Below are 23,839 nucleotides of genomic sequence, written 5' to 3' on the forward strand. Positions count from 1 at the left end.
GTCAGTTGACGGCCGTTGTCACACCCGCTGCCCGCTGCGGACGCGGCATCGGCACGGGAATCTGCGAAATATCGAGCTGGCTCGCCCGGGTGATCGGCCCCGGCTCCGACACCAGACCGACGCGAACCGGAACCGGATCACGATCCATCGCATGGATATAGGGCGAATTGATTTTCAGCTTGCCCTCGACATCGCGGCCATCCCAACGGTCGGCCATCGCTTCCTGGCTGCAGATCGCCTTGCGCATATCGGTGGCCTGGTTGAGATTGGCGCCCGCCGTCGGACGCAGCGTCGCCAGCGTCACGCCGCCGCCCGCACTAGCGCGGAAAGCATCGCTCATCAGTTGCGCGGCCTGAACCGCACGCGCTTCCTGCCGGTCGGCGCCAAGCACGATTGCCAGCACGGTCCTGCCGTTTCGGGTGGCCGAGCTTGCAAGATTGAAGCCGGATGCGCAGACGAAGCCGGTCTTCATGCCGTCCGCACCGTCATAGCGGCCAAGCAGGATGTTATAATTGGCCTGCACCTTCTTGCCTGCGCCCGGATCGATCGCTTCGGTCGCGAAATAATGTGCATATTGCGGAAATTCGCGGCGAAGCTGCACGGCGAGAACCGCCAGATCGCGTGCTGTCGTGTAATTGTTCGGATCGTGCAGACCGTTCGGATTGGCGAAATGCGAGCCGACCATTCCGATACGCTGGGCTTCCGCATTCATGCGCTGCACGAAGGCCGATTCCGTTCCGCCCACGGCTTCGGCAACCGCAACCGCAACGTCATTTGCCGACTTCACCAGCATGATCTTCAGTGCCGTATCGAGCGTCATGACAGATCCGGGCTTGTAGCCCATCTTGCTCGGCGGCTCCTTAGCGGCGTTGACCGTCATGCGCACCGGCGATTCCAGCGTCATCTGACCCGACTGAAGTGCACGGAATGCCACATAGGCCGTCATCATCTTGGTCAGCGAAGCTGGATACCAGCGCTGGAATGCCTCCTGCTGCGCATAGACCTTACCGGTCGCCACATCCACTGCAATCGATGGATTGGCCTCAGCGGATGCCAGTGCGGCAGCGGACAGGCCAGCAACTGCAAACCAGATTTTCAATGATTTCGACATCATTCCGTAGTTCCAATCGAAATAGCCTGCAACTTTTGCGGGTCCGAAGCGCGACATAATGGGGAGATTAACGTTTTCTTTATCTATGCCATGTGGCGATGAAAAGGCAAACAGGGATTGCCCGCTTTCACCGAAACGTCATATCCTGCCCCCTTCAAATCATGCCCAATCCGGGGAGCCATCAGAAAATGCCAGTGTTGAATCGTGCCGTTGAAATGCAAGCGGAAATCGCCGCATGGCGGCGAAAACTGCACCAGAATCCTGAACTGCTCTATGACGTGCACGAAACTGCAAAATTTGTCGAAGACAAGCTGAAATCCTTCGGTTGCGATCTTGTGGAAACCGGTGTCGGTCGCACCGGCGTGGTCGGCATCATCAAGGGCCGCCACGGCGACGGCCCGGCCATCGGCTTGCGCGCCGACATGGATGCACTGCCCATTACAGAGACGAGCGGCGTCGAATGGACCTCGCAAAATCCCGGCAAGGCGCATTCCTGCGGCCATGACGGGCACACATCCATGCTGCTGGGCGCGGCGCAATATCTCGCAGAAACCCGCAATTTCCGCGGCTCGGTCGCGCTCCTGTTCCAGCCAGCCGAAGAAGGCGGCGCTGGCGGCCTCGCCATGGTCGAGGACGGCGTGATGGACCGCCATAACATTACGGAAGTCTACGGAGTCCACAATATGCCGGGCCTGTCGGTCGGCCAGTTCGCGATGCGAAAAGGCCCGATCATGGCTGCGACCGACGAATTCGACCTTTTCATTTCCGGGCGCGGCGGCCACGCCGCACAGCCGCATCGCACCATCGATCCGATCCTTGCAGGTTCCCAATTGATGATCGCCTTGCAAGGCATTGTCTCGCGCAACACCGATCCGCTCGATTCGCTCGTCATCTCGGTGACAAAGTTCATGGCGGGCGAGGCCTATAATGTGATCCCGGAAAGGGCGACCTTGTCCGGAACTGTCCGTACGCTCAAAAAGGAAACCCGCGCTTTTGCCGAACGCCGCATCCGCGAAGCGGCGAGCGGTATCGCTGCCGCTACCGGCGCGGAAATCAGCGTGCGCTACAAGAACAATTATCCGGTCACCTTCAACCACGATACGCAGACGGAATTTGTCGCCCGTATCGCAAGCTCGGTTGCCGGTGAAGGCAAGGTGGACGAGAATGTCGAGCCGATGATGGCGGCGGAAGATTTTTCCTACATGCTGGAAGCACGTCCCGGCGCCTACATCTTCCTCGGCAATGGTGACACGCCCGGTCTTCACCACCCGGCCTATGACTTCAATGACGATGCCATTCCTTATGGCGTGAGCTATTTCGTGGCTCTGGCGGAAACGGCGCTTGCCGCCTGAAACGGAATAAATCCGCCCGCCCCGCTTTTGCGGGGTTGGCGACCGGCATGAAAAACAGTATGTGTCTGAAAGCCTTCGCGATGCCGGAATCACCGGCAAATGCGCATCGGTTGGTCCCGTAGCTCAGTAGGATAGAGCGACAGATTCCTAATCTGTAGGTCACAGGTTCGATTCCTGTCGGGATCACCACCCAACCATTATCCCTCATACGGCCAGTTGGCCTGAGAAAAGACACCGCCATCGACCCAGATCGTCTGGCCAGTCACGAACCGCGCTGCGTCGGAAGCAAGAAACAGGACCGGACCCGAAATGTCCTCTGCCGTTCCGACCCGCCGTAGCGGCGTGATGCGCGCCCAGGTGCCCGCATAATCGGGCTGCTCTTCCGCCGTCCGCTCATTGAGGATCGCACCGGGCGCAACACAGTTCACCCGAATGCCGTGCGGCCCGAGCTCCACGGCCGAAGTCTTGGTGAACTGCTCTATGCCACCCTTCGATGCCGTGTAAGAGACGAGCTTTGGAAAGGCGAGCTTGTTGCAGCCGGAGCCGATATTGACAATGGCGCCGCCCTTGTCGGCCTCCACCATGCGTTTGGCTGCAGCCTGGGTGTTGAGGAAACAGCCTTTCAGATTGGTGCGGATGACATCGTCCCAGCCCTCTTCGGAAAGCTCCAGCAAGGGAGCCCAGGTTTGGATACCCGCATTGTTAACCAGCACATCCGGCGCATCGCCGAACCAGTCGCAAACCTCATCGAAAAAGGCTTCAACCTCGGCGTGCCGCCCGACATCGCAGCCAAGCCCCAGCGCCTGACCGCCAGCCTCCTCGATGGCTTCCACGAGCGATTGCGCAGCTTCGTCATCGTGCCTGTAGCTGAACGCCACCGTGTAGCCCGCTTCCGCAAAGGCGGAGACAAGATGCCGCCCGATGCCGGTGCTACCTCCCGTCACGACTGCGAACTCACCCATAACTGCTCCCTCCCGGATATAATTCCGGCAACGAATTTAATCGGTTTTCGGCGGTGGTAAACCGGCAAAAAAGAAAATAGCTTTCGTGCAAATGCGAGGAGAGAAAATGAATCCCGATATCAAGGAAGCCAATGGGGCATGTCACTGCGGAACCGTGCGTTTCCGCGTAAAACTTTCCGATGGACTGCACAGCGCGCGACGCTGTACCTGCTCCTATTGCCGGATGCGCGGCGCTGTGGCCGTTTCAGCCGATCTGGACGGGCTGGAAATCCTTGAGGGCGAGGACGCACTGACCCTCTACCGGTTCAATACCGCCGTGGCGAAGCATTATTTCTGCTCGAAATGCGGGATCTACACATTCCACCAGCGTCGCTCCAATCCGCGCCAGTACGGCATCAACGCTGCCTGCCTCGAAGGCGTTTCGCCTTTCGATTTCAGAGCCGTTCCGGTCAGCGACGGCGTGAACCACCCGTCCGACAATCCGCACCGAAAGGGGTCGGGTGTGGTAGGGTATCTGCGTTTTGAGCCCATCGAAAGGGAATAGGTATTACCGGACTTTACTGGTGCAATCTTCTCTCACGTTTGGAGGGATTGACCGTGGGACAAATCCTACATGGCTGCGTCGCGTCACGAAGGCAAACCGTCGAGCAATACAAAATAGTAAAGAGAGCCTGAGGCTCTCTCGAAGCTCTAGGAGATCAATCCAAAGACGGTGATCAAGCAGAAGAAGCGGACTTCGGTGCCCGATCTACCGACCGGTCGGGGGAGCCACACTCCGTGCGTTCCGTTCCTATGCAAAGACCACCGACGGATGGATCGAGGCCGCGAATATCCGGACCCTCTTCGCTCTTCAGAATGGTCGGCGCATGGTTTTTGAAGCGCTACGCATTATGCAATATTACAAGCCGGGCGTCGTGTTCCTCGCCTGGTTCAACAGCCTCCAGACCGATTTCACCATGCCAGGCGGAATATGCTCGACCAGTCTGAGCTGGCCATCCGCCGCACGAGAATGCTTCTGGCCGTTCACGGCATATCGTGAAAACAGGCGGGGTTCGCCGCCTGTTTCCAACTCGTCACCGCCAGCCGAGACCCGGCGCGACATGCTTGAGGATCGACTCGATCACATGCGCGTTGTACTCGACGCCAAGCTGGTTCGGCACGGTGAGAAGCAGCGTATCGGCTTCGGCAATCGCCTCGTCCTTGGCCAGCTCCTCGATCAGCTGGTCAGGCTCGGCAGCATAGGACCGCCCGAAGACGGCCCGCAGGTCTTCCTCGATATAACCGATGGAATCCTGTTCCTTGCCGCCATTGCCGAAATAGGCCCGGTCGCGATCATCGACCAGCGCGAAGATGCTGCGGCTCACCGAGACACGCGGCGTGCGCGTATGTCCGGCTTCCTTCCAGGCTTCACGATAGGCGCGAATCTGCTTGGCCTGCTGGATATGCAGCGGCTCGCCAGACTCGTCCTTCTTCAAGGTCGAGCTTTGCAGGTTCATGCCAAGCTTTGCCGCCCACACAGCCGTAGCATCCGATGCAGCACCCCACCAGATCCGGTCGCGAAGGCCTTCCGAGTGCGGCTCGAGGCGCAGCAGACCGGGAGGGTTCGGAAACATCGGGCGCGGATTGGGCTGGGCAAAGCCCTGCCCCTTCAGCGCCTCGAAAAACACCTCACCATGCTGGCGGCCCATATCGGCATCGGTCTTGCCTTCTTCCGGCGCATAGCCGAAATAACGCCAGCCATCGATCACTTGTTCCGGCGAGCCGCGGCTGATGCCAAGCTGCAAGCGGCCCTTGGAGATCAGGTCGGCAGCGCCCGCGTCCTCGACCATATAAAGCGGATTTTCATACCGCATGTCGATGACGGCGGTGCCGATCTCGATCTTGCTGGTTTTGGCACCAATGGCTGCAAGCAACGGAAAGGGCGAAGCGAGCTGCCGCGCAAAATGGTGCACGCGGAAATAGGCGCCATCGGCCCCCAATTCCTCGGCGGCGACGGCCAGATCGATCGACTGCAGAAGTGTATCGCTTGCCGAACGGGTTCCCGATTGCGGCGACGGCGACCAGTGGCCGAAGGAAAGAAAGCCGATTTTCTTCATGATGATGTTCCCTGATTGCGGGCAAAAATTTGGTTCCTGTCCAATATGGCGGCGCAGGGCACGATTGGAAGGGTGCCAAACACGGACACAGTGTTCAGTATTCGCAACCTGCAGCTTTCACGCGGGAAGCAACCGCACCTTCTTCGGATACGTTGACAGTCTATCCGGAGCCGATTAAGCCTCAAATCTGGCGGATAAACCTTCAATCTGAGGTTATTGGAGAAAAGGTGTTTGCCGATAAGCAACGCACCAAAACAGGGGAGATTTTCATGCGTTCTATGCTTCTGGCCTTGCTGGCCGCAACGGCCATTGCCACTTCGGCACAGGCAAAAGACGCCACCGTCGCCGTAACCGCCATCGTTGAACATCCGGCCCTCGACGCCGCCCGCGACGGCGTGAAGGACGCGCTGGCCGAAGCAGGCTTCAAGGAAGGCGAAAATCTGAAATTCGTCTACCAGTCCGCACAGGGCAACCCGGCCACCGCAGCGCAGATCGCCCGCCAGTTCGTCGGCGAAGCGCCGGACGTGATCGTCCCGATCTCCACGCCGTCGGCACAGGCCGTCGTTTCGGCCACCCGCGATATTCCGGTGGTCTTCACCGCCGTATCCGATCCGGTCGGCGCGCAGCTCGTCAAGGACATGGCAAAGCCCGGCGGCAATGTCACCGGCCTTTCCGACATGTCGCCTGTGGCGGAGCATATCAAGCTCATCAAGGAAGTGATGCCGAACATCAAGAAGCTCGGCTATCTCTACAATTCCGGCGAAACCAATTCCGTGTCGCTTCTGGCGGCGCTGAAGGAAGCTGCTTCCGCCGAAGGCATCGAAATCGTTGAATCGGCCGCCACCAAGTCGGCTGAAGTCCAGGGCGCTGCCCGTGCGCTCGTTGGCCGTGCGGATGCGATGTATGTCCCGACCGACAACACCATCGTCTCGGCTCTCGAAAGCGCCGTCGGCGTTGCCGAGGAAAGCAAGCTGCCGCTCTTCACCGCCGATACGGATTCCGTGAAGCGCGGCGCAGTGGCTGCGCTTGGCTTCAACTATTACGATGTCGGCAAGCAGACCGGCGCCGTCGTAGTCAAGATTCTGAATGGCGAAAAGCCGGGCGACATTTCGGTCGACATCGCCAAGGGTACCGATCTCGTCATCAATCTTGGTGCAGCCAAGAAGATGGGCGTCGAGTTCCCGCAGGCCGTCATCGACCGCGCCACCAGCAAGATCGACTGATCCAGCGAGCCGTCTCCGACATTTGCGTCGCCGGTCGATGCAAATGTCGGAACAAACTTCTACCGGCTTTAAGAGCATTTCCAGCAAAAGTGCGAAGCGGTTTTGCGTCGGATAATGCGTAGAGACAGAGCATTTCCAGCAAAAGTGTGAGACGGTTTTGCGTTCGGAAATGCCGAGAAAACAAATAGAGGACTTCCAATTTTAGAGCATAATCCGACCGGAGTGAAACGAGGATCGATAAGATTATGCTTGAAATAGAAGAAGTTGGAGCGCCGGTCTGGTCCAATCGGATCGAAACGCGCTCCATGCCGGGCCACATCCATCATGTGCGAGGCCATGCGCCAAAACCGGGATCAGGCCGCTTCTTTCAAGATAGGGCGGATGGGCAGCGGTGCCGTGCCCAGATATCCCGCGACCATCCGGGTAATATGTTCCACAATCTCGTCCTCATCGGACAGGGAATGCCCGCAATCGTTGAGAACTATAGCATGGGTCAGCGTCTCCACGGTGGTTACGCAAATGAACGCAGCCGTATCAAGGTCCTTGAGCTGAACGTCGTCCCTGCATTCTTCGAGATAATGCCGAACCAGATGTAGCGTATCCTTGCGGATCGCTTCCACCTCGGCCAGTTTTCCGATTCTGGGGACTTCTTCCTTCAGGATGCGGTGGAGCTCGGGATCAACCCGATGCGCGGCGATCATGGCGCGAATGAGTTCCCGCATAGCGCTGTTCAGGTCGTCCGAGGCGCATTCCCGCATGGCATTTTCAAGCAAGGCCAGAATTTCGCGATTGTGCCGTGCAACAAGCGCCGCCACCAGCGACTCCTTGTTTGGAAAATACTGATAGAGCGACCCGATGCTCACACCGGCGACCGCGGCGACGCGGTTTGTGCTAGTCCGGGCATAACCTTCACGCACCAAAACACGAGCAGTGGCATCCAGTATCGCTTCGACGGTCATTCTTGACCTCTCCTGCGAGGCGGATTTTCTGGGATTTGTGGCGCGCAGTTTGGCCATGTCGCGATTTTTCCGAATGCGAGTAGACAATGTGAGTAAACACTCACATAATTTGTATAAATCGTCAACCACAATGAATGATAAGTAATTTTCAGTGAAAAGCTACTGAAATTTTCTCGTACCATTCTGCTTTAAACATGGGTTCTGTAGAAAAATGAAGTTCATCAATGCTGCGTTGCTTGTTGCCATAATGGTAACAGGAGCGGGATGCGTGAGTGCTGCGCAAAACGATGTTCGCGCTAGCCAGGCGGACTGTGCGAATACACACCATAGTCGGACATTCAATGAATATTGCGACGCGCCCAAGCTGGGGTGGAAGGGCGCGAATGGAAGTGATTTCCTCATCAGCCGCTGATTGACCGGCAGAGCGCTTCACGCAGGGAAATCAGTCCGCCGGACTGATTTCTGCTCCTGCTCGATCAGATAGGACGCGCTCCAACCTTTTGTTTTTACCGCATATCCGACGCAAAACCGCTTCGCACTTTTGCTGGAAATGCTTTGTCCGCGCATCACTGATCACCGCTTCGATTCTTGACCAATCATTCTGCGAAACGTGTCGTCCCCCAACACGAAGTGGTGAAGCATAGCCATCACTACATGCCCTGCTATCACCACTAACAAAACCCAGCCCAGCAAGCTGTGGGCTGCGTTGCCGGGAGCCGTCAGCGCCGTATTTTCCACAACAGCAGGCGTAAATATTTCTACGCCGAGGAACGAAAAACCGTATTGATCTCCTGCCGCCCGCATCAGCGCCAGCAAAGGCACCAGGAGCATGAGAGCGTAAATAACCAAATGCCCGGCGGCGGCCAGTTTTCCCGACAGTCCTGGCGTGTGGTGCCGGCGACCGATATTCAGAATTCCCCATATTCCACGCAGAAAGGCCAACAAAAACAAAGTGAACCCGACTTGTTGGTGCAGCGGCCAAAGCGCATCGCTTAAAGCACCCTCTCCCGACAGATAAAGCGTAATTGCGATACCGAACTGCAAGATAAATAAAACAGCCATTGACCAGTGAAATATGCGGCTTATCAATCCATAGCGATTAACAGAGTCCAACAATGAAGAATTATTTCTCATTAATATTCCTCTATAAATTTATATTACTTTATTTGTTCATTATAATGGACGATATTTAAAAGTATAATTCGTTCTATATTCTATTTTTCATAACAATGCAATCGCCGCAAGGGATAACCCGGCGCCATAAACCGCAATTATACGGGATTCACAACATGGCTTTGAAATTCAACGAACGTTGTAACGCTCCCACACAATAGCGCTTTTTGGCGCAGTTGCAGCGATAATGCTTGCGTGCTGCGGCGTTTTGCGTTGTATCGCCAAAGCGATATAGCAAGGAACCGCAAGCAATGCGGCAAAGGGAATTTGCAGTACCCGCGTCCGGCTGGACGCGGGAGGCTTTGCAAGCATAAACCGGGGAAATGTTTCGGGTGACAGGCTCACCGGAAGCGAACTCAGAACAAACCGGTCGTGACTGAATCTGGCCGAGCGGACCATCCGGGAATTCCCGGTTTTCGCAACGCCGACGATGAAAGCCGCCCTGTAGCGGAAGTCGTTCGTTTTGGTCGCGGCGAGAAACAAGGAATGACATTGTGAGTCAGATCGCCTTCTGGGGTGCGGTCGAATTGGGCCTCGTCTTTGCATTTGTAGCCATCGGCGTCTATCTGGCGTTCCGTGTCCTCGATTTCCCCGATCTGACGGTTGACGGTTCGTTCCCGCTGGGCGCAGCCGTCACCGGCGTGCTGATCCTCGGAGGCATGAATCCCTGGCTCGCCGCAGCCATCGCCATGATTGCCGGTGCCGCTGCCGGGCTTGTGACCGCAACGCTGAACGTGCGTTTCAAGATTCTCAATCTTCTCGCCTCCATCCTGACCATGATCGCGCTGTTCTCGGTCAATCTGCGCGTCATGGGGGCGCCTAATATCTCGCTCATCAGCCAGGACACCATGCTGACGCCGTTCTTCGGCCATGGTATTCCCGAATATTATGTGCGCCCGCTGTTTCTCTTCGTGCTGGTTGCCATCGCGGTCTTCCTCGTCTGGCGCTTTCTGGAAAGCGACATGGGGCTTGCCATGCGCGCGACCGGCGCCAATCCGAGAATGGCGCGCGCCCAGGGCGTTCGCACCGACCGGCAGATCTATCTCGGCATGGCGCTCTCCAACGCACTGGTGGCGCTCGGAGGCGCGCTCTTCGCGCAGACAAACGGCTTTGCCGATGTGACTTCTGGCGCGGGCACCATCGTGGTTGGCCTTGCCGCGGTCATCATCGGTGAAACGCTGCTACGCAGCCGCTTCATACTGGTCATCCTGCTTGGCTGTGTGCTTGGTTCGATCATCTACCGCATCGCCATCCAGTTTGCGCTGTCCAAAGGATCGGCATTCGGCCTGCAGGCATCCGATCTCAACATCGCGACCGCCCTTCTCGTCACTTTCGCCCTGATATTGCCGCGCCTGCGTCGCGGAGGAGCATCCGCATGATCGAACTTTCCAATCTCGATGTCGTCTTCGGTCGCGGCACTCCGCTTGAAAAACAGGTTCTGAACAAGATCAACCTGACCATGGATCAGGGCTCCTTCGTCACGGTCATCGGCTCGAACGGCGCCGGCAAATCGACAATGCTGGGCGTTCTCGCAGGCGATGTCATCCCCACCGCCGGAAATGTCGTCATCAGTGGCAAGGATGTGACCCGCAAATCCACCGCCGACCGCGCCGGTCTGGTCGCCCGCGTGTTCCAGGACCCGCTGGCCGGAAGCTGCGGCACGCTGACCATCGAGGAAAACCTCGCCTTGGCTGCCTCACGCGGCAAGGCGCGCGGCCTCACCCACGCACTCAATTCGAACCGTCGCGCCTGGTTCCGCGAGCGCGTGGCAAGCCTCAATCTGGGGCTGGAAAACCGCATGCACGACCGCATGGAACTGCTCTCCGGTGGCCAGCGGCAGACGCTCTCGCTCATCATGGCGACGCTTTCCGGTTCGGAAGTCCTGCTGCTCGACGAACACACGGCAGCGCTTGATCCCGGCATGGCCGAATTCGTCATGGAACTGACGCGCACACTCATAGCGGAAAACAAGCTGACCGCGCTGATGGTCACCCACTCCATGCGGCAGGCGCTGGATTATGGCGACCGCACGATCATGCTGCACGGCGGCAAGATCCTGCTCGACGTGACCGGCGACAAGCGCAAGACGCTCGGCGTTGAAGACCTCATCGAAATGTTCCGCAAGGTGCGCGGCCAGACGCTCGATGACGATGCGCTTCTGATTGAATAGCTATCGCAAATAGCTATGTTTCACAGCCGCCGTCGACCCGACCGGCGGCTGTTTTGTTTCTGCTCGAAATGTTCTAAGAACCGGATATGGCGCAGAAAAAAGCAAATGAAGTCGACAGTTTTCTAGCAAGGCCGACGAGCTCGTTCCCGGTCGTGCTGCTTTATGGACCCGACAAGGGGCTGGTGAGCGAACGCGCACGCCGTTTTGCCGAAGCCAGCAAGCTGCCGCTGGACGATCCATTTGCCGTCATTCGCATGGAAGCCGACGAGATCGAGGCCGACCCGGCGAAGCTCGCCGACGAAGCCCGCACGATCTCCATGTTCGGCGGCCAGCGCCTGATCTGGATCAAGAACGCCGCTGGCCAGAAGAAGCTGGTCGAAGCGATCAAGCTGCTTGCGACCGAGCCGCCGCAGGAAACTTTCGTGCTTGTCGAGGCGGGCGATCTCAAGAAGGGTGCGGGTTTGCGCAGCGCTGTGGAGAACGCGTCTGCGGGCATGGCCCTGCCTTGTTATTCCGACGACAGCCGTGGGATCGACGGCGTCATTGACGACGTTCTGGCCGAATGGAAGATGCAGATCACGCTTGACGGTCGCCAGCTCCTGCGCGCCAGCCTTGGCGGTGATCGTCTCGCCACGCGCGGCGAGCTTGAAAAGCTCTGCCTTTATGCCCGCGGCAAGGAACGGATCGATATAGACGATGTGCGTGAAGCGGTGGGCGATGTCGCCGGGCTTTCCACCGATGAGGTGATCGACGCTGTTCTGGCGGGCGATCTCGCACGCTTCGAAGTTTCCTTTGACCGCGTGGTGAAATCCGGGACCGCGCCCTTTCTCGTACTCAACACGGCGATGCGCCAGTTCCAGCAGGTGCAAACCTTGCGCCATATCGCCGATACGGAGCGCAAAAGCGCCTCCGTGGTTGTGGCGGCGGCACGCCCGCCGATCTTCTTCAACCGCAAGAAGCTGATTGAGAATGCGGTCAGTCGCTGGAGCGGCGAAAGCCTTGCACGCGTGATGGAGCGCCTGCAACGCGCCGTTCTCGAAAGCCGCCAGAATGCGGGCCTTGCCATTCCGATCATCCGGCAGTGCTTGCTAGCAATCGGGGTAGAATCGCTTCGAAATGCCCGGCGATAGCAAAGCATTTCCAGCGTAGCGGTTTTGCGTTGGGTAATGCGAAAAGAAAATAGATAGAGTACTTCGACTTGAGATGCAGGGAATAATCTATCAGTCACCTCTGGTATTTTTTCGATACAAACGAAAAAGCTCGCCGCAAATATAAGCAGCGAGCTTTCAGTTTATATATTTCTTCGAAGTTCAGCTCTGGAGACGACGGCAAATCTCATCGAGTTGCTCGAGAGAACTATAGCGTATCTTGACCTCACCGCCCCGATCGCGATGATTGATTTCGACCTTCATGCCGGTAACATCAGAAAGCAGCTTTTCGAGCGCCTTGGTGTCGGCATCCTTCTCGACCGGACCTGCCTTGCCTGGCTTGGCTTCGGCGCCACCCCGTGCTTCCGCCTGCGCAAGCGCCTCGACCTGACGAACCGACAGGCCTTCCTTGACGATCCGCTCCGCCAGTGCGGTTGGGTTTTCCATCGTGATGAGGCTGCGGGCATGACCTGCCGAAAGCGCGCCATCGACAATGAAGTCCTGCACAGGCTGCGGCAGTTTCAGCAGGCGCAGCGTGTTGGCGACATGGCTGCGGCTTTTGCCGATGACCTGTGCCAGATCGTTCTGCGTATAATCGTGATTGTCGATAAGCTGTTGATATCCAAGCGCTTCTTCAACCGCATTCAGGTCGGCGCGCTGCACGTTTTCGATGATCGCGATTTCAAGTGCCACACGGTCATCGACATCACGAACAATGACCGGGATCGTATCGACACCGGCGCGCTGTGACGCGCGCCAGCGGCGTTCACCGGCTATCAGCTCGAAGCGGTCGGGCTGGCCCGGTGCGGGGCGCACGACGATCGGCTGCACAACGCCATGTTCCTTGATCGACTGCGCCAGATCTTCCAGTTCGCCTTCCGAAAACATGCGGCGCGGATTGCGCGGATTGCGCGTCACGAACTCAATCGGAACATTCCGCTCGATGGGAACCGGTGCCTTCCGCTCTTCAGCAGGGCGGTCGATCTCACCGATCAGCGCCGCTAATCCGCGGCCAAGGCGCTTCTTTGAAGGATCGTCATTCATCGTTCGGCTTATTCCTGAATTGTTTCGCCATCGAATCGATCAGCTCATGCGGCCTGCAATTGCCGCTCACGCTGGATAACTTCCGATGCCAGTTGCAAATAGGCCTGACTGCCAGCGCATTTCAAATCATAAAGAATGGCTGGCTTGCCATGTGACGGCGCTTCCGACACACGCACATTGCGTGGAATGACGGTGCGATAGACCTTTTCGCCCATGAAAGAGCGAACATCATCCACCACTTGCGCGGCAAGATTGTTACGGCTGTCGAACATGGTCAGCACAATCCCCTGGATCGATAGCTCGGGATTGATCGACGACCGCACCTGATCGACGGTCTGCAAAAGCTGGCTCAAGCCTTCCAACGCAAAAAACTCGCATTGCAGCGGCACCAGAACGGAATCGGCTGCCGCCATTGCGTTCAGCGTCAGAAGATTAAGCGATGGCGGACAATCGACCAGCACATAGGAAAAGCGCTCGGACACGCCGGAATCAAACCGCAAGGCGTCGCGCAGGCGCCGCGTGCGGTCGGCTGACTGCGCAATTTCCATTTCGATGCCGAGAAGGTCAAGCGTCGATGGCACGATATGGAGGTTCGGCACATCGGTCGGCATTGCGGCGTCCGGAACGGACGATTCCTGCGTCAGCACGTCATAGGATGACAATGGCCGATTGCGGCGATCGATGCCAAGGCCGGTGCTGGCATTGCCTTGCGGGTCAAGATCGACGATCAATACCGTTTCGCCAATAGCGGCCAAGGCCGTGGCCAGATTGATGGCGGTGGTCGTCTTGCCCACGCCGCCCTTCTGGTTTGCAATGGTTATGATCCTGGACATTCTGTTCATCACCGTCGCCTTGCTGCTGCCCGCCCGTTCGAAATTTTCAGCCATCAATCGGTCTTGCGCCGAAGATTGCTGATTTCGAGAATAACCGAAGCCTGATCGATAGCACTTTGATGTTGTACCAGATCGAAACTCCAACCGACACGGCTTTCATCGATCTCGCGCTGATAATCCCGACCTTTTTGGAAGAGAGCCTTGGCACCATTGGTCAGCCACGGCTCGGCCAGACCAAAGAGATCGCTCAGCGATGCCAATGCGCGCGCCGTAACCACCTGCGGGGTCTCGATCTTCTGCCACATCGCTTCTATGCGCGCTGAGTGAATGCGTGACGGGATGTTCAGATGGCCGGCTACGGTGCGCAGAAACGCCGCCTTCTTCCCCGCACTCTCGATAAGATCGATAGCGCTACCGGGTTGATCTGCGAGGAAACAGGCCGTGACAATGCCCGGAAACCCGCCGCCGGAGCCGATATCCAGCCATTTCTTGGCGTCACTCGCCAGCGGAAAGAGCTGGGCGCTATCCAGAATATGCCGCGTCCACAACTCATTCAGGGTCGAGGGCGATGCGAGATTGATCGCCTTCGACCATTTGCGAAATAGTTCTTCAAAGGCAATCAAACGATCCACTGTTTCACGTGAAACAGCGGGAACAATTGCTTTCAGGCTCTCAAAACGGGTATCGGCGCTCATGCAGCGCCCTGCCCTTCGATGAAGCCCGCAGCCGCCTTATGGCGATAACCGAACTTCTTGATCTGTGCGATGAGCAGCGCCAGTGCCGCTGGGGTCATTCCATCGACACGCTGCGCTTCGGCGATTGTTTCCGGCTTGCGCTGCTTGAGCTTGTGCTTCAACTCATTGGAAAGACCGGATATTCCATCAATATCCAATCCCGCCGGGATAAGCAGTTGCTCCTCGCGCTCCATCACCGCGATGTCGCTTTTCTGGCGGTCCATATAGACAGCATATTGCGCCTCGATTTCCAGCGCTTCCCGCGTTGTCGGATCGATGGCTTCCAGTTCAGGCCAGATGGACTTCAGCCGGTTGAGATCGATTTCCGGATAGGACAGGAGATCATAGGCCGACCGGCGGACACCATCCTGATTGAGCCGCAAATCGTAGCGATTGGCGAGATTGGGCGTGATCGTCAACGATTGGGTTAGCGACCGCGCCGCGCCCAACGCCGCCTCGCGTGCTTCAAAGCGCTCTTTGCGGGCCTGCCCCAATATGCCAAGCCTATCTGCCAGCGGCGTAAGACGCTGATCGGCATTGTCCGCACGCAACGACAGACGGAACTCGGCCCGCGAGGTAAACATGCGATAAGGCTCGCTGACACCGCGCGATGTCAGGTCATCGACCATGACGCCGATATAGGCCTCGGTGCGCTGGATAATGACGGGTTCGCCGCCCGACGCCCGGCGCGCGGCGTTGATGCCGGCGAGAAGACCTTGCGCGCCAGCTTCTTCATAGCCGGTCGTGCCATTGATCTGTCCGGCCAGAAACAAGCCGGTGACTTTCCGGGTTTCAAGACTGCGCTTCAACTCGCGCGGATCGATGAAATCATATTCAATCGCATATCCGGGTTGCAGCATACTGGCCTTTTCAAGCCCTGGTATCGTCTTCAATATATCAAGCTGCACGTCCTCGGGCAGCGACGTCGATATGCCGTTTGGATAAACGGTATCGTCATCCAGACCTTCCGGTTCAAGAAATATCTGGTGGCCATCGCGATCACCAAACTTGACGATCTTGTCTTCCACGGACGGGCAATAACGAGGACCAATCCCCTCAATCGAGCCTGAATACATCGCCGAACGATGCAAATTGGCGCGAATGATAGCGTGGGTTTCCGGGGTTGTGCGGGTGATGCCACAATCGATCTGCGGCGTAGTGATCCGATCCGTCATCAGCGAAAACGGCACAGGATCTTCGTCGGCAGACTGCATGTCCAGGCTTTGCCAGTCAATGGTGCGGCCATCCAGTCGCGGCGGGGTGCCCGTCTTGAGACGTCCGAGCGCAAAGCCGAACGATGTCAGGCGTTCGGACAGGCCGAGCGCTGGCTTTTCACCCATGCGGCCAGCCGGAATTTTCTTCTCGCCAATATGGATCAAGCCGTTCAGGAATGTGCCTGTCGTCAAGACAACGGCACCGCATGTCAGGGTCCGTCCATCGGACAGAACAACACCGGCAATGCGCTCATCCTGTTCCAGCAGGTCTTGTGCACCGCCCTCCACGACAGTCAGATTGTCCTGCGCGGCAATCATCTTCTGCATAGCGAGCCGATAAAGCTTGCGGTCGGCCTGGGTTCGAGGGCCACGGACGGCAGGCCCCTTGCGGCGGTTCAACAAGCGAAACTGGATGCCAGCTTCATCGGCGACGCGACCCATCAGGCCGTCAAGCGCATCGATCTCGCGCACAAGATGCCCCTTGCCCAATCCGCCGATAGCTGGATTGCAGGACATGACGCCAATCGTATCAAAGCGATGCGTCACCAGCGCCGTCTTGGCGCCTGCGCGCGCAGCAGCAGAAGCGGCCTCGCATCCCGCGTGGCCGCCGCCGATCACAATGACATCAAAGGCTGTAGCTTCGGTCGAACTCATTTGGTTCATCCTGACGCAACTCGAATCCGTTTCTGAAAGATGTCTCTTTGCCACGAATGGGTTTGAAACGAAAGATCAAAGTGAGCCCCGGGGCGATCAAATATCCGGGTTCGACTCATGAATGCGTGAGGGAGTCAATCGGAACGGCGATATTCCACAGATGTTTCACGTGAAACAATCTTGGCAACGATTGCGCGCCGTGTTTCACGTGAATCATTTACCGATGCAGAATTGCGAGAAAATGACGTCCAGAATTTCCTCTACATCGACGTCGCCGGTAATCCGTCCGAGGTACTGGGAAGCCAAACGCATATTCTCGGCGCGAAGTTCCAGTGGCAGATGTGTGCCCGCCAGGGCTCTGTCGATCTCCGTCACCGTTGAGCGCAACAGATTGATGTGGCGCTGGCGCGTAGGAACCGCATCTTCGATTTGCCCGATCTGGGCTTCCGCAAATGCTTGCAGATCGGAGAGCAGTCGGTCCAACCCCTCCCCGGATTTCGTCGAGATTCGATAGGTCCAGTCGCTAGATGATGTGTCGTTCAAGTCGGCTTTTGTGCCCACCGTCCACAAAGCTGCGGAGGTTTCCTCAGTTGCGATCGGGATGGGATCATTCATATCTTCCAGCACCAACACCAGATCGGCGTTGGCCATGCGAGCGCGGGCGCGCTCAATACCGATCTTTTCAATCACGCTTTCCGTCTCACGCAGGCCTGCCGTGTCGGTCACGTAAACCGGAATGCCGCCAAGATCGAGTTTGACTTCCAGAAGATCACGGGTGGTTCCCGCTTCCTCCGATATGATCGCCACTTCGCGACCGGCAAGAAAGTTCAAGAGGCTGGATTTACCGGCATTTGGTGCGCCGACAATAACGACGTGCAATCCATCGCGCAGCATGGAAGCACGTTTGCCGCTTGCAATATGGTTTTCGATCTCGCTCTTTAGTAGCGCCAGCGATTGCCAGACCTGCTCCGACACCGAACCCGGCACATCGCTTTCATCGGCAAAGTCCAGCTCCGCCTCGATGAAGGCGCGCGCACGCAACAACCGTTGACGCCATTCGGTATAAAGTTCGTGCTGCGTGCCAGAAGCCACCTGCAAGGCAAGACGCCTTTGTCCTTCGGTTTCCGCCGCGATCAGATCGGCTAGACCTTCGGCAATGGTCAAATCCATCTTACCATTGGAGAAGGCCCGGCGCGTAAACTCGCCGGCTTCAGCTATGCGGCACCCTGCCAGCTCGCTCAGTTCGGTCAGCAGCTTTTCGACAACCGCTTTGCCGCCGTGCAAATGAAATTCGGCGCAATCCTCTCCGGTAAAACTGTTCGGACCGGGAAAAAACAGCACCAGTCCCCGATCGATTGGATCGCCATTACGGGAGCGAAATAGCTTGTAAGCTGCGTTGCGCGGTGGCGGAACGGCACCGACTATCGTTTCGAGCACGAATCGAACGCGCGGGCCAGAGATGCGCACAACAGCCACGCCGGACGGCAAACGCCCGCTCGATAAAGTAAGAATCGTGTCTTGGAGGGAAGCGACCTCGCTCATTCCATTTCCTGACCTATAATTATAAGCATGAAGCAGCCACTATTGCTGAAAGAATGGCATATTCATTCGCGCAGTGAAAGAAAAGCCCTATGACAGAACCAGACCGCAATCGCCTCGCTGGCAGCAATCGCCTCGCCGATGAAACGAGCGCCTATCTGCGCCAGCATGCCGACAATCCTGTTCACTGGCAGCCGTGGGAGAGGCAGGCGCTGGATGCGGCGAAGGAGCTCGACCGGCCCATTCTGCTTTCCATTGGTTACGCGGCCTGTCACTGGTGTCACGTCATGGCGCATGAGTCATTCGAGGATCCTGACGTCGCGGCGGTGATGAACGCGCTTTTCGTCAATGTGAAGGTGGACCGCGAGGAGCGGCCCGATATCGACCAGATTTATATGGCAGCACTGGGAGCAATGGGACAGCAGGGCGGATGGCCGCTCACCATGTTTCTGCGCCCCGATGGCAAGCCGTTCTGGGGCGGCACCTATTTCCCGCGGCACAAGCGTCACAACATGCCCGGCTTTGTCGACGTGCTGCACGCGGTCAATAACCTCTGGCACAAGGATAAAGAGAAAATTAACCATAACGCGCAAGCCGTTTTCGACCATCTGGAAGGTCGTCTGGCCGCGCAGATCGCCCCGGTAACGAATGAAGTGGAGCGATTTGACGAGATCGCCACCCGCATCGGCAGCCTGATTGATCCGGTCCGTGGCGGCTTGGAGGGAGCGCCAAAGTTCCCCAACGCGCCTTTCATGGACAATCTGTGGCTGTCATGGCTCTATAGCCGCAACGAGACACATCGGGACAATTTCCTCCTCTCGCTCAAGGTGATGCTGCAGGGGGGGATTTACGATCATCTGGGTGGCGGACTTTGCCGCTACTCCACCGATGCCGAATGGCTGGTCCCGCATTTCGAAAAAATGCTCTACGACAATGCCCAGCTCATCCGCCACGCGACCTATGCTTTTGCCGAAACCGGGAATGATTTGTTTCGTCTGCGAATCGAAGAGACAATCAACTGGCTGATCCGGGAAATGCGCCTGTCCGATGGAAGCTTTGCATCCAGTCTGGATGCAGACAGCGAAGGCGAGGAAGGACGGTTTTACGTCTGGAGCGAGCAGGAAATCGACGAGGTCCTCGGCGACGACAGCAAAATCTTCAAGGATTACTATGATGTCACGGCGGGCGGAAACTGGGAAGGCCACAACATTCTGAACCGCCTTCATGCGGTCAATGACAGCGCGATCCTGCCGCCATCAATAGCAGCATCGCAGCAAAAACTGCTTGCGCGCCGGCAATTGCGAATACGTCCCGGACGGGACGAGAAAGCGCTGACCGACTGGAACGGACTTGCCATCCGCGCGCTGGCCGAAGCGGGCCGCAGTTTTGGCAGACAAGACTGGATCAATCTTGCGGTTGAGGCCTATCGTTCCATCACGAGCAGCTTTCGGGACGGCCGCATCGCGCACTGCTGCATGGAAAACTCGCTTCTCTACCCTGCCCTTTCGACCGATTATGCATCGGTGATCAATGGGGCTATCGCTCTTTATGAAGCAACGAGCGAGCAGGCTTATATTGATGACGCATTGAAGTTCAAGAAGGCGCTTGACGATGCGCACCTTGATGGGGCCGGTAATTATCGACTATCCGCGCTGGACGCCGATGACGTCATTCTGCACGCCTATGGCGATTACGATGAAGCCATTCCGAGCGCCACCAGCCAGATCATCGAAGCGCTGACAAGACTGTTTCTGGCAACGGGCAATATCGAACTTTATCAGAGCAACGAGACCTTGATCGAACAGGCGCTTGGGCGGGCCTTCGCACAGCAATATGGGCAGATCGGAATATTGAACGTGGCGCGTTTTGCGGCCGAACCACTTTCGCTCGTCGTCGCCGCCGAGGATGACGGAGAACTTGTTTCGACAGCGAATCGAAATCCCGATCCCCGGCGCGTGGATAAATTCGTGCGCTTCGAACCCGGCAAGACGATAGACCTCCCGACAGGAGGAACCGCAGACGTGGAGCATCCGTCGGCCTGGTTCTGCAAGGGACATGTCTGCCTGCCGCCTGTCGAAACCGCCGAAGCGCTGCGACTGCTGCTTGGCAAAACATCGTGAAACAAAAACGCCGCAACGGTTTCCCGTGCGGCGTTTCAAATGGCGCTATGGAGCCGATTACGTATTCATCGAATCGAAGAATTCGCCATTGCTCTTGGTCTGCTTGAGCTTGTCGATAAGGAATTCGATCGCGTCGGTCGTGCCCATTGGCGCGAGAATACGGCGCAGAACGAAAATCTTCTGCAGATCGGCGCGCGGAACCAGCAGGTCTTCCTTGCGGGTGCCGGACTTGAGAATGTCCATGGCCGGGAAGATACGCTTGTCGGCCACCTTGCGGTCGAGCACGATTTCCGAGTTGCCAGTGCCCTTGAATTCTTCAAAGATCACTTCGTCCATGCGGCTGCCCGTATCGATCAGCGCGGTGGCGATGATGGTGAGCGAGCCACCCTCTTCGATGTTGCGTGCAGCACCGAAGAAGCGCTTCGGACGCTGAAGCGCGTTGGCGTCGACACCGCCGGTCAGAACCTTGCCGGAAGACGGAACAACCGTGTTGTAGGCGCGACCGAGGCGGGTGATCGAGTCGAGCAGAATCACAACGTCGCGGCCATGTTCGACAAGACGCTTGGCCTTTTCGATGACCATTTCGGCAACCTGAACGTGACGCGCCGCCGGTTCATCGAAAGTCGACGAAATCACTTCGCCCTTCACCGAACGCTGCATGTCGGTCACTTCTTCCGGACGTTCATCGATCAGAAGAACGATGAGATAGCATTCGGGATGGTTTGCGGTGATCGAATGGGCAATGTTCTGCAGAAGAACGGTCTTACCGGTACGCGGCGGCGCGACGATCAGGCCGCGCTGGCCCTTGCCGAGCGGTGCCACCAGATCGATGACGCGCGGCGACAGATCCTTGGAGGTCGGAACTTCCAGTTCCATCTTGAAGCGCTCATTCGGGTAGAGCGGCGTCAGATTGTCGAAGTGAACCTTGTGACGGATTTTTTCCGGATCTTCGAAATTGATCGTATTGACCTTGAGCAGCGCGAAATAACGCTCGCCTTCCTTGGGGCCGCGGATCGGTCCTTCGACCGTATCGCCGGTCTTGAGCGAGAAACGACGCAGCTGCGAGGGAGAAATATAAATATCGTCAGGACCCGGCAGATAGTTAGCGTCGGCGGAACGCAGGAAGCCAAATCCATCCTGCAGCACCTCGACGACGCCTTCGCCGATAATTTCGACGTCCTGGGCTGCCAGTTTCTTGAGGATCGCGAACATCAGTTCCTGCTTGCGCATGGCGCTCGCGTTTTCGACCTCAAGCGTTTCGGCAAAAGCCAGCAGCTCCACCGGTGTCTTGTTTTTCAGTTCTTGTAGTTTCATTTCCTGCATGGATGAGGAACTCTTTTTAAAATGTAAGGAGAAAATGCAGTTGTTCGGAAAGGTGGCCACTTGGATCGTGACCGGCATCGAAGGCCTGCTGTCTTGAAGGGAAGAGGCTTCCTACATACTGATTTGCAGCGTGTAGAGCAAGCCTCATGTAGGGATAGCAGGAAATTTCTGCAACAGAAAAATGGCAGAAACCCGGCGAGCGGGTTTCTTTTTAAAGTCGTTTTCAGATCAGAACGGCTTCACGATCACCAGTATGACGATCAGGATCATAAGAACCGTCGGCACTTCATTGATGATTCGCCAGTGCTTTGCCGAGCGCATGTTGCGGTCTTCCGCAAAAAGCCGCGCGGATTTCGACAGATAGCCATGCAGGCCGGACATCAGCACGACGAGCAGCAGCTTGACATGCAGCCAGCCGCCCTGAAATCCGAAGATTTCCCAGGCCATCCACAGGCCGGCGATCCAGGTCACGGCCATGGCGGGATTGATGATGAAGCGCAGCAGGCGGCGCTCCATCACCTTGAATGTTTCTGACGTTTCGGAACCGGGTTTTGCGGCAGTGTGATAGACGAAAAGGCGTGGCAGATAGAGCATCCCCGCCATCCATGCGATGACGGCAATCACGTGCAGCGATTTGACCCAGAGATAGGCGTCGGCTGGATTCACGTGAAACAATGCCCAGACGCCGAGCGCGACCACGACCAGCGAAACGACTATGCGAATGGCAACCGCCGATCCGCGATTTTCCGGAGCTGTCTGGCTCATGATTTTCCTCCGCGAATACGGTCGACCATGCGCTGCACATTTTCGATTGGCGCTTGTGGCGTGATTCCGTGTCCAAGATTGAAGATCAGCGGGCCCTGGCCCAGCCGTTCGAGAACGGCATCGATGCCTTCATCCAGAGCGCTGCCGCCAGCCACCACGCGCAGCGGATCGAGATTGCCCTGCACCGCGCCCTCTTCCTGCAAGGCGGCCGCAAAGGACAGGGGAACCGACCAGTCGAGGCCAAGCGCGTCCACACCGGTCTTCTGGCGATAGCTCGCATAAAGCATCCCGGCTCCTTTCGGGAAGCCGATGATGCGGGCCTCCGGATAAACCGCCCTCACCTTCTGGACGATCCGGGCAACGGGCTGGATGCAGAAACGCTCAAAGCAGTCCTCGTCCAGAACGCCAGACCAGGAATCGAAAATCTGAACCGCGTCTGCGCCCGCATCGAGCTGTTCGATGAGATATTCGGCGGAAACATCGGCAAGATCGTTCAGGAGCTTTTCAAAGGCTTCCGGGAAGCGATAGGCGAAAAGACGGGCGGGCGCCTGATCCGGCGTGCCGTGACCGGCAATCATGTAGGTCGCAACGGTCCAGGGAGCGCCGCAGAAGCCGAGCAGCGTGGTTTCGTTGGGCAACTGCTCGCGCAGCAGCCGAACCGTCTCGTAGACCGGCTCAAGCCTTTTGGCGACGCCTTCCGTCTCAAGCCAGAAAATCTCGTCGGCATCGATCGGCGTCATCAAAGGTCCTTTGCCTTCTTCAAAGCGAAGGTCACGTCCAAGGGCGTGAGGGATGACAAGAATGTCCGAAAAGAGAATGGCTGCATCAAAGCCAAAGCGGCGGATCGGCTGAAGGGTCACCTCGACGGCCAGATCGGGCGAGTAGCACAGATCGAGAAAGCTTCCAGCCTTTTTGCGGGTCTCGCGATATTCGGGAAGATAGCGTCCGGCCTGTCGCATCATCCAGATTGGAGGCGGAAACACCGTTTCGCCGTCGATCACTCTCAAGACCTTGCGCTTCATCTGATTTTTATCCGCTTTGTTGGTTACCTGATCCGGCGTTGGTCAAAAGTTATCCAGTCCGGTTCTCATAAAGAAGGGATGATTCAGGAATCTTTTGATTCTTAGAGTCTGTTGGAATCGGGGATTAAGCTCTGTCCCGGTTTTCCCCACAGTTCCGAAATTGCCGTCTCATCCTGTGCAATTATTCACCGACAGTCTGACCAAATAAAAAGAAAACTCAATTCCCTCTTTTAATATAAAGGGTTACCAATTGACGCAGTGCATGCCGATTTGTGGAAAAGCTGGGAATTACCGCGGGATTTCGCGGATTCGTGAGTCTTGTCCACATTTGTTGATAATCGCTCACCACATGTTCGCCCGCTGTGGATGACTTGCCAAGTTTCCCACCGCCTGCCAT

General features: G+C 57.2%; 20 protein-coding genes, 1 tRNA gene and 1 pseudogene. 9 read left to right on the plus strand and 13 right to left on the minus strand.

Annotated features, from left to right (window positions below; translation table 11 throughout):
* Position 1: 1 nt before the first annotated feature.
* Positions 2-1,114, minus strand: coding sequence for a D-alanyl-D-alanine carboxypeptidase family protein (locus F9K78_RS13250; protein WP_121985010.1), 1,113 nt, complete (start codon positions 1,112-1,114; stop codon positions 2-4).
* Positions 1,115-1,299: 185 nt separating this feature from the next.
* Here F9K78_RS13250 and F9K78_RS13255 point away from each other — a divergent pair, with 185 nt between their 5' ends.
* Positions 1,300-2,463, plus strand: a complete 1,164-nt coding sequence (locus F9K78_RS13255) for a M20 aminoacylase family protein (protein ID WP_121984972.1) — start codon at positions 1,300-1,302, stop codon at positions 2,461-2,463.
* A 112-nt stretch (positions 2,464-2,575) separates the two neighbouring features.
* Positions 2,576-2,652 (plus strand) — tRNA-Arg (locus F9K78_RS13260).
* A gap of 8 nt (positions 2,653-2,660) precedes the next feature.
* Here the strand turns inward: F9K78_RS13260 and F9K78_RS13265 are convergent.
* Positions 2,661-3,425: an SDR family NAD(P)-dependent oxidoreductase gene (locus tag F9K78_RS13265; RefSeq protein WP_121986882.1), complete on the minus strand. Its 765-nt coding sequence runs from the start codon at positions 3,423-3,425 to the stop codon at positions 2,661-2,663.
* A 106-nt stretch (positions 3,426-3,531) separates the two neighbouring features.
* On the opposite strand from F9K78_RS13265, the gene F9K78_RS13270 reads away from it, so the two are divergent.
* Positions 3,532-3,969 carry a GFA family protein gene (locus tag F9K78_RS13270; protein ID WP_121986881.1) on the plus strand — a complete coding sequence of 146 codons (438 nt, stop codon included), beginning with the start codon at positions 3,532-3,534 and terminating at the stop codon, positions 3,967-3,969.
* A gap of 319 nt (positions 3,970-4,288) precedes the next feature.
* A pseudogene (locus F9K78_RS22355) lies at positions 4,289-4,405 on the plus strand (DUF993 family protein); the annotation flags it as partial.
* A 93-nt stretch (positions 4,406-4,498) separates the two neighbouring features.
* Here F9K78_RS22355 and F9K78_RS13280 read toward each other — a convergent pair.
* On the minus strand, positions 4,499-5,521 hold the full coding sequence (locus F9K78_RS13280; protein ID WP_121986880.1) for an LLM class flavin-dependent oxidoreductase: 1,023 nt from the start codon (positions 5,519-5,521) through the stop codon (positions 4,499-4,501).
* Positions 5,522-5,790: 269 nt separating this feature from the next.
* On the opposite strand from F9K78_RS13280, the gene F9K78_RS13290 reads away from it, so the two are divergent.
* Complete coding sequence (locus F9K78_RS13290; RefSeq protein ID WP_121986904.1) at positions 5,791-6,744, plus strand: ABC transporter substrate-binding protein; 954 nt, start codon at positions 5,791-5,793, stop codon at positions 6,742-6,744.
* Between the two features lie 353 nt (positions 6,745-7,097).
* Here F9K78_RS13290 and F9K78_RS13295 read toward each other — a convergent pair whose 3' ends face one another.
* Together F9K78_RS13295 and F9K78_RS13300 are read right to left on the minus strand one after the other, a co-directional pair.
* Positions 7,098-7,703 carry a TetR/AcrR family transcriptional regulator gene (locus tag F9K78_RS13295; RefSeq protein ID WP_121986879.1) on the minus strand — a complete coding sequence of 202 codons (606 nt, stop codon included), beginning with the start codon at positions 7,701-7,703 and terminating at the stop codon, positions 7,098-7,100.
* A gap of 573 nt (positions 7,704-8,276) precedes the next feature.
* Positions 8,277-8,837, minus strand: coding sequence for a cytochrome b (locus F9K78_RS13300; protein WP_121986878.1), 561 nt, complete (start codon positions 8,835-8,837; stop codon positions 8,277-8,279).
* Between the two features lie 533 nt (positions 8,838-9,370).
* Between F9K78_RS13300 and F9K78_RS13305 the strand changes: the two genes are divergently transcribed.
* The 3 genes from F9K78_RS13305 to holA all read left to right on the plus strand — a co-directional run bounded on the left by F9K78_RS13305 (position 9,371) and on the right by holA (position 12,176).
* Positions 9,371-10,255 (plus strand): ABC transporter permease, encoded by an 885-nt coding sequence (locus tag F9K78_RS13305; protein ID WP_121986877.1) that lies wholly within the window; start codon positions 9,371-9,373, stop codon positions 10,253-10,255.
* Entirely contained in the window at positions 10,252-11,046 is a 795-nt protein-coding gene (locus tag F9K78_RS13310; protein WP_121986876.1) for an ABC transporter ATP-binding protein, read from the plus strand. Before F9K78_RS13305 ends, F9K78_RS13310 begins: the two co-directional genes overlap by 4 nt.
* An 86-nt stretch (positions 11,047-11,132) precedes the next feature.
* Positions 11,133-12,176 carry a DNA polymerase III subunit delta gene (gene holA / locus F9K78_RS13315; protein ID WP_121986875.1) on the plus strand — a complete coding sequence of 348 codons (1,044 nt, stop codon included), beginning with the start codon at positions 11,133-11,135 and terminating at the stop codon, positions 12,174-12,176.
* A gap of 180 nt (positions 12,177-12,356) precedes the next feature.
* Here the strand turns inward: holA and F9K78_RS13320 are convergent, their stop codons facing one another.
* From F9K78_RS13320 to mnmE, 5 genes are all read right to left on the minus strand, one after another.
* On the minus strand, positions 12,357-13,238 hold the full coding sequence (locus tag F9K78_RS13320; RefSeq protein WP_121986874.1) for a ParB/RepB/Spo0J family partition protein: 882 nt from the start codon (positions 13,236-13,238) through the stop codon (positions 12,357-12,359).
* Positions 13,239-13,282: 44 nt separating this feature from the next.
* Positions 13,283-14,080: a ParA family protein gene (locus F9K78_RS13325; RefSeq protein WP_121986903.1), complete on the minus strand. Its 798-nt coding sequence runs from the start codon at positions 14,078-14,080 to the stop codon at positions 13,283-13,285.
* A 44-nt stretch (positions 14,081-14,124) separates the two neighbouring features.
* Complete coding sequence (gene rsmG, locus F9K78_RS13330) at positions 14,125-14,766, minus strand: 16S rRNA (guanine(527)-N(7))-methyltransferase RsmG (RefSeq protein ID WP_121986873.1); 642 nt, start codon at positions 14,764-14,766, stop codon at positions 14,125-14,127.
* Positions 14,763-16,673 (minus strand): tRNA uridine-5-carboxymethylaminomethyl(34) synthesis enzyme MnmG, encoded by a 1,911-nt coding sequence (gene mnmG / locus F9K78_RS13335; RefSeq protein ID WP_151682233.1) that lies wholly within the window; start codon positions 16,671-16,673, stop codon positions 14,763-14,765. The genes rsmG and mnmG overlap by 4 nt, the downstream gene beginning before the upstream one ends.
* A gap of 213 nt (positions 16,674-16,886) precedes the next feature.
* Positions 16,887-18,215 (minus strand): tRNA uridine-5-carboxymethylaminomethyl(34) synthesis GTPase MnmE, encoded by a 1,329-nt coding sequence (mnmE, locus tag F9K78_RS13345; RefSeq protein WP_122066717.1) that lies wholly within the window; start codon positions 18,213-18,215, stop codon positions 16,887-16,889.
* Between the two features lie 89 nt (positions 18,216-18,304).
* On the opposite strand from mnmE, the gene F9K78_RS13350 reads away from it, so the two are divergent.
* On the plus strand, positions 18,305-20,332 hold the full coding sequence (locus F9K78_RS13350; protein WP_151682234.1) for a thioredoxin domain-containing protein: 2,028 nt from the start codon (positions 18,305-18,307) through the stop codon (positions 20,330-20,332).
* 57 nt (positions 20,333-20,389) lie between these two features.
* Here F9K78_RS13350 and rho read toward each other — a convergent pair whose 3' ends face one another.
* The 3 genes from rho to hemE form a co-directional block, all read right to left on the minus strand.
* Positions 20,390-21,655, minus strand: coding sequence for a transcription termination factor Rho (gene rho, locus F9K78_RS13355; RefSeq protein ID WP_105543315.1), 1,266 nt, complete (start codon positions 21,653-21,655; stop codon positions 20,390-20,392).
* 228 nt (positions 21,656-21,883) lie between these two features.
* Positions 21,884-22,420, minus strand: a complete 537-nt coding sequence (gene hemJ, locus F9K78_RS13360; protein WP_121986869.1) for a protoporphyrinogen oxidase HemJ — start codon at positions 22,418-22,420, stop codon at positions 21,884-21,886.
* A complete protein-coding gene (hemE, locus tag F9K78_RS13365; RefSeq protein WP_121986868.1) occupies positions 22,417-23,442 on the minus strand; it encodes a uroporphyrinogen decarboxylase in 1,026 nt (341 codons plus the stop codon). The genes hemJ and hemE overlap by 4 nt, the downstream gene beginning before the upstream one ends.
* Between the last annotated feature and the right edge of the window lie 397 nt (positions 23,443-23,839).

Origin of the sequence: Brucella pseudintermedia (assembly GCF_008932435.1) — a bacterium.
GTDB lineage: Bacteria > Pseudomonadota > Alphaproteobacteria > Rhizobiales > Rhizobiaceae > Brucella > Brucella pseudintermedia.

What these genes read in the sequence shown, in the direction of transcription:
- F9K78_RS13250 (WP_121985010.1), bottom strand. Translation starts at nt 1,114, where the DNA reads ATGATGTCGAAATCATTGAAAATCTGGTTTGCAGTTGCTGGCCTGTCC.
- F9K78_RS13255 (WP_121984972.1), top strand. Translation starts at nt 1,300, where the DNA reads ATGCCAGTGTTGAATCGTGCCGTTGAAATGCAAGCGGAAATCGCCGCA.
- F9K78_RS13265 (WP_121986882.1), bottom strand. Translation starts at nt 3,425, where the DNA reads ATGGGTGAGTTCGCAGTCGTGACGGGAGGTAGCACCGGCATCGGGCGG.
- F9K78_RS13270 (WP_121986881.1), top strand. Translation starts at nt 3,532, where the DNA reads ATGAATCCCGATATCAAGGAAGCCAATGGGGCATGTCACTGCGGAACC.
- F9K78_RS13280 (WP_121986880.1), bottom strand. Translation starts at nt 5,521, where the DNA reads ATGAAGAAAATCGGCTTTCTTTCCTTCGGCCACTGGTCGCCGTCGCCG.
- F9K78_RS13290 (WP_121986904.1), top strand. Translation starts at nt 5,791, where the DNA reads ATGCGTTCTATGCTTCTGGCCTTGCTGGCCGCAACGGCCATTGCCACT.
- F9K78_RS13295 (WP_121986879.1), bottom strand. Translation starts at nt 7,703, where the DNA reads ATGACCGTCGAAGCGATACTGGATGCCACTGCTCGTGTTTTGGTGCGT.
- F9K78_RS13300 (WP_121986878.1), bottom strand. Translation starts at nt 8,837, where the DNA reads ATGAGAAATAATTCTTCATTGTTGGACTCTGTTAATCGCTATGGATTG.
- F9K78_RS13310 (WP_121986876.1), top strand. Translation starts at nt 10,252, where the DNA reads ATGATCGAACTTTCCAATCTCGATGTCGTCTTCGGTCGCGGCACTCCG.
- holA (WP_121986875.1), top strand. Translation starts at nt 11,133, where the DNA reads ATGGCGCAGAAAAAAGCAAATGAAGTCGACAGTTTTCTAGCAAGGCCG.
- F9K78_RS13320 (WP_121986874.1), bottom strand. Translation starts at nt 13,238, where the DNA reads ATGAATGACGATCCTTCAAAGAAGCGCCTTGGCCGCGGATTAGCGGCG.
- F9K78_RS13325 (WP_121986903.1), bottom strand. Translation starts at nt 14,080, where the DNA reads ATGAACAGAATGTCCAGGATCATAACCATTGCAAACCAGAAGGGCGGC.
- rsmG (WP_121986873.1), bottom strand. Translation starts at nt 14,766, where the DNA reads ATGAGCGCCGATACCCGTTTTGAGAGCCTGAAAGCAATTGTTCCCGCT.
- mnmG (WP_151682233.1), bottom strand. Translation starts at nt 16,673, where the DNA reads ATGAGTTCGACCGAAGCTACAGCCTTTGATGTCATTGTGATCGGCGGC.
- mnmE (WP_122066717.1), bottom strand. Translation starts at nt 18,215, where the DNA reads ATGAGCGAGGTCGCTTCCCTCCAAGACACGATTCTTACTTTATCGAGC.
- F9K78_RS13350 (WP_151682234.1), top strand. Translation starts at nt 18,305, where the DNA reads ATGACAGAACCAGACCGCAATCGCCTCGCTGGCAGCAATCGCCTCGCC.
- rho (WP_105543315.1), bottom strand. Translation starts at nt 21,655, where the DNA reads ATGCAGGAAATGAAACTACAAGAACTGAAAAACAAGACACCGGTGGAG.
- hemJ (WP_121986869.1), bottom strand. Translation starts at nt 22,420, where the DNA reads ATGAGCCAGACAGCTCCGGAAAATCGCGGATCGGCGGTTGCCATTCGC.
- hemE (WP_121986868.1), bottom strand. Translation starts at nt 23,442, where the DNA reads ATGAAGCGCAAGGTCTTGAGAGTGATCGACGGCGAAACGGTGTTTCCG.